Origin of the sequence: Neobacillus drentensis (genome assembly GCF_036966985.1) — a bacterium.
In the GTDB taxonomy this organism is placed as follows: domain Bacteria; phylum Bacillota; class Bacilli; order Bacillales; family Cytobacillaceae; genus Neobacillus; species Neobacillus drentensis_E.
Genome location: NZ_JBALSN010000293.1, coordinates 2,601 through 6,215, shown reverse-complemented (window position 1 = coordinate 6,215; position 3,615 = coordinate 2,601). Strand labels below are relative to the sequence as shown.

The following is a 3,615-nucleotide window of genomic DNA, read 5'->3' as shown; positions in this document are numbered from 1 at the left end:
AAGATGTATTGAGGATAGATTGTTAATTTTTTGTGACATAAAAAGTACATTTTTATGTCAAGTAGTAAAAAATCCCATTCTTAGCAAATACCTTGCTTGACCTATATGAATTTCAAGTAACTCGTTTTTTTTAGCCTTATTCGTGAATTATATCACATACATTTTTTATTATATAAAATAAAAATGGTCATAGCAGTGGAAACTAAGAAAAAAGGGTTTATCTAAAAAATTAAGGGTGGAAGTGATCACTTTGAGAAAGCCTAAAATTGTTATTCTCGGTGCTGGTTACGGTGGACTAATGACAACAGTTCGCTTACAGAAATTAATCGGCGTGAATGAAGCTGACATTGTTTTAGTAAATAAAAATGACTATCATTATGAAACCACATGGCTACATGAGGCTTCTGCAGGCACATTGCATCATGACCGTGTACGTTATGATATCCGTGATGTAATTGACCGCAGTAAAGTGGATTTTGTTCAAGATACTGTAGTAGAAATTAACAAAGAAGACAAGAAGGTTGTTTTGGAAAAAGGGGAAGTAGACTATGACTACCTCGTTATTGCTCTTGGTGGTGAACCAGAAACATTTGGGATCAAAGGGTTAAAAGAATATGCTTTTGGAATCTCAAATGTAAACTCCTCTCGTCAATTGCGTGAACATATTGAATACCAATTTGCGACATACAATATGGAAGAAGAGAAAAACGACAATCGTTTGACTATTGTTGTCGGTGGTGCTGGTTTTACGGGAATTGAATTCCTAGGTGAATTAACAAATAGAATTCCTGAATTATGTCATGAGTATGATGTGGATTCACATAAAGTAAAAATTATCTGTGTCGAAGCTGCCCCAACAGTACTCCCAGGTTTTGATCCTGAACTAGTGAATTATGCCGTGTCACAATTAGAACGAAAAGGTGTTGAATTCTTAATCGGAACAGCGATTAAGGAATGTACGGAAGAGGGCATCTTTGTCGCTAAAGGTGAAGAGGAACCACGTGAAATCAAGGCGGGGACCGTCGTATGGGCCGCTGGANNATGCTATTGTTGAAAAATCAGGCTTTGAAGCAATGAGAGGACGGGTCAAAGTTCAGCCGGATCTTCGCGTTCCAGGCTTTGACAATATCTTCATGATTGGTGACAGTTCACTAATGATTAATGAAGAAATCAACCGTCCATATCCACCGACTGCACAGATTGCCATGCAGCAAGGGGAAGTTTGTGCCCGCAATATCGCGGCCTTAGTTCGTGATAAATCAGAGTTAGAAACTTTCAAGTTCGATAATAAAGGGACCGTTTGCTCCCTTGGCGAAGATGATGCAATCGGGGTTGTTTTTGGTAAAAAACTAACTGGTGCAAAAGCATCCTTCATGAAAAAAGTAGTCGATAATCGCTCACTTTACATGATTGGCGGCGCCGGACTTGTATTGAAAAAAGGAAAATTTAATGTTTTTTAAAATTATTTTAGATAAAAGGGCAGATAAATATCTGTCCTTTTTTTGTTATGATTAAATTAAGTAATACTTTGTGAGGGGGAGTCTAAATGAGTAATCGTGAAAAACGGGGCAAGGTTTGGTTAGCTGTTGCAGGGGTTGTCAGGTCAAATGAGGGGAAATGGCTCGTCGTAAAGAAACGATATGGCGGCTTAAAGGGTCAATGGTCACTGCCCGCAGGCTTTGTTGAAGTGGGAGAAACAGCGGATGAGGCTGTTATTAGAGAAGTATTGGAAGAAACCGGCATCCAATGTCAGGTAAAGGGACTCATTGGCCTAAGAACTGGTGTGATTAAAGGAGAAATTAGCGATAATTTGCTCCATTTTCTACTTGAACCGGTGAATGGACAGGTGGTGAGTCATCAGGATAACGAACTTTTTGAAGCGAGATTTATGGCACCTGAAGAACTACTCCATGAAAAAAATGCATCTATCATACTCCAATATTTAATTAGAAATGATATTACCTTCTCGAAGCAAGCGATTGATAATCTAAACCCAGGAGACCAGTTCGGATATACAGCTTATAAATTATTTTTGTAATTTTTAGAAAATTTAAGTAACAACAAGTAATTGTAAGAAAACTTGACGTGTATCCGCTTTCTCGATTGAATTTGCCGGATTTCCGTCCTTTCTTTTTTAGAAAATTCTTGATATATTATCAGAAAATTAAGTTAATTATAAGGAGTTGACTAGAAATGACAGTAAAGATCGTAGATTCCAAAACGTGTGATTATTGTTCCGGGAAAGGCTATTTTCAACTAGTTCTAGGGGGATCAGAAACCTGTAGCTGCTGCGAAGGCACTGGCAAGAAAAAAGAATAAAGTTTAGTATAATTGAAATGCTTCTTCGAATTATTCGAGGGGCCTTTTTCTTGTATATAAAAAGAAAATATTCGTTTATATTGACTCCTTTTTCGACATTCAGTACACTAAATGTTGATGTATAAGGGGGAATCTCGGATGCAAATGAGCATTGTTGTCTTAATCATATCGATTTTACTTTTCTTTGTTTTATTTTTTGGAATTGGATTTATTCTTAATATGCTGCTACGCATGTCGTGGGTTATGGCTGTAGTTTATCCTATTGTGGCCATTTTTATTGTAGATAAAGTGAGTTTTAGTGAGTATTTTACAAATAGTAAAATGGCATTTAGTGAGTTGGGCCACAGGTTTACTTCGTTAGCTACTGCTGATATTCTTATTTTAATTAGTGGACTAGCTGGTGCGGTTGCTGCTGGTTTCACGATTAAACTGTTACGGAAAAATGGATACCAAATGTTTTAAGGCTTTTACCAAGGGGAAAGACAGACTATACCCTCTTGGTAAGAGCTTTTTTTATGATTTTCAATAATACATGTAAAATTTCCCTTTTCCTATTTTGAATATTTTCCTGCAACTTGGGAATGAATATTTTGGGAGGAGTGAAAATTTTGATGAATATAATGAAACATTGGAGTAGGCGTTTAGCCATGGTTTGTCTCTTCATAATGGCAGTCTTTACGACCTTCCAATCAATCTCTGGAGTAAATGCACAGTTGTTTTTAAACCAATTTGCGTCTGTTCTTGCATCGACTGAACCTGTTTCAGGAACCCAAAGGTCCTTGGAAAACGAAATCGATTGGTCGAAATATCCTAAACAAACGGTTACCGCCACTGGTTATACAGCAGGGGTAGAATCTACAGGGAAAAGTAAAGGCCACCCTGAATATGGGATAACTTACTCCGGTGTAAAAGTAAAACGTGATCTGTTTTCTACGATTGCTGCAGACCTAAACGTATTCCCTATTGGAACGATTCTCTTTATCCCAGGATATGGGTATGGTGTGGTTGCCGATAAGGGCGGCGCTATTAAAGGGAATGAACTAGACCTTTATTATGAAACAGTTGAGGATGTTTATAATAAGTGGGGGAAAAAGAAACTCGATATTTATGTGGTACAAAAAGGTAATGGAAAACTAACAGAGCAAACACTTAAGTCATTAAATGAAGATAAATCGATGCAAGTCTTCCGCGGGCAGTATATAAGTTCTGAGAAGAGATAGAAGCAGGCTGCTGGGCCTGTTTTTTATTTTTTGATTTTTGCACTCTGTTGATGGAGTGGAAGGCACGAAGACTCCT

At 37.5% G+C, this 3,615-nt stretch carries 4 protein-coding genes and 1 pseudogene; all 5 read left to right on the top strand.

The genetic code is table 11. From position 1 onward, the window contains the following. Positions 1-250: 250 nt before the first annotated feature. Positions 251-1,460, top strand: a pseudogene (locus V7659_RS19270) (NAD(P)/FAD-dependent oxidoreductase). Between the two features lie 86 nt (positions 1,461-1,546). Further along, positions 1,547-2,038, top strand: coding sequence for an NUDIX hydrolase (locus tag V7659_RS19265; RefSeq protein ID WP_335541473.1), 492 nt, complete (start codon positions 1,547-1,549; stop codon positions 2,036-2,038). A gap of 155 nt (positions 2,039-2,193) precedes the next feature. Further along, positions 2,194-2,319 (top strand): YuiA family protein, encoded by a 126-nt coding sequence (locus V7659_RS19260; protein WP_186328847.1) that lies wholly within the window; start codon positions 2,194-2,196, stop codon positions 2,317-2,319. A gap of 138 nt (positions 2,320-2,457) precedes the next feature. Further along, entirely contained in the window at positions 2,458-2,781 is a 324-nt protein-coding gene (locus V7659_RS19255) for a YuiB family protein (protein ID WP_144554652.1), read from the top strand. A 149-nt stretch (positions 2,782-2,930) separates the two neighbouring features. After that, on the top strand, positions 2,931-3,539 hold the full coding sequence (locus V7659_RS19250; RefSeq protein ID WP_335541471.1) for a 3D domain-containing protein: 609 nt from the start codon (positions 2,931-2,933) through the stop codon (positions 3,537-3,539). Positions 3,540-3,615 lie beyond the last annotated feature (76 nt).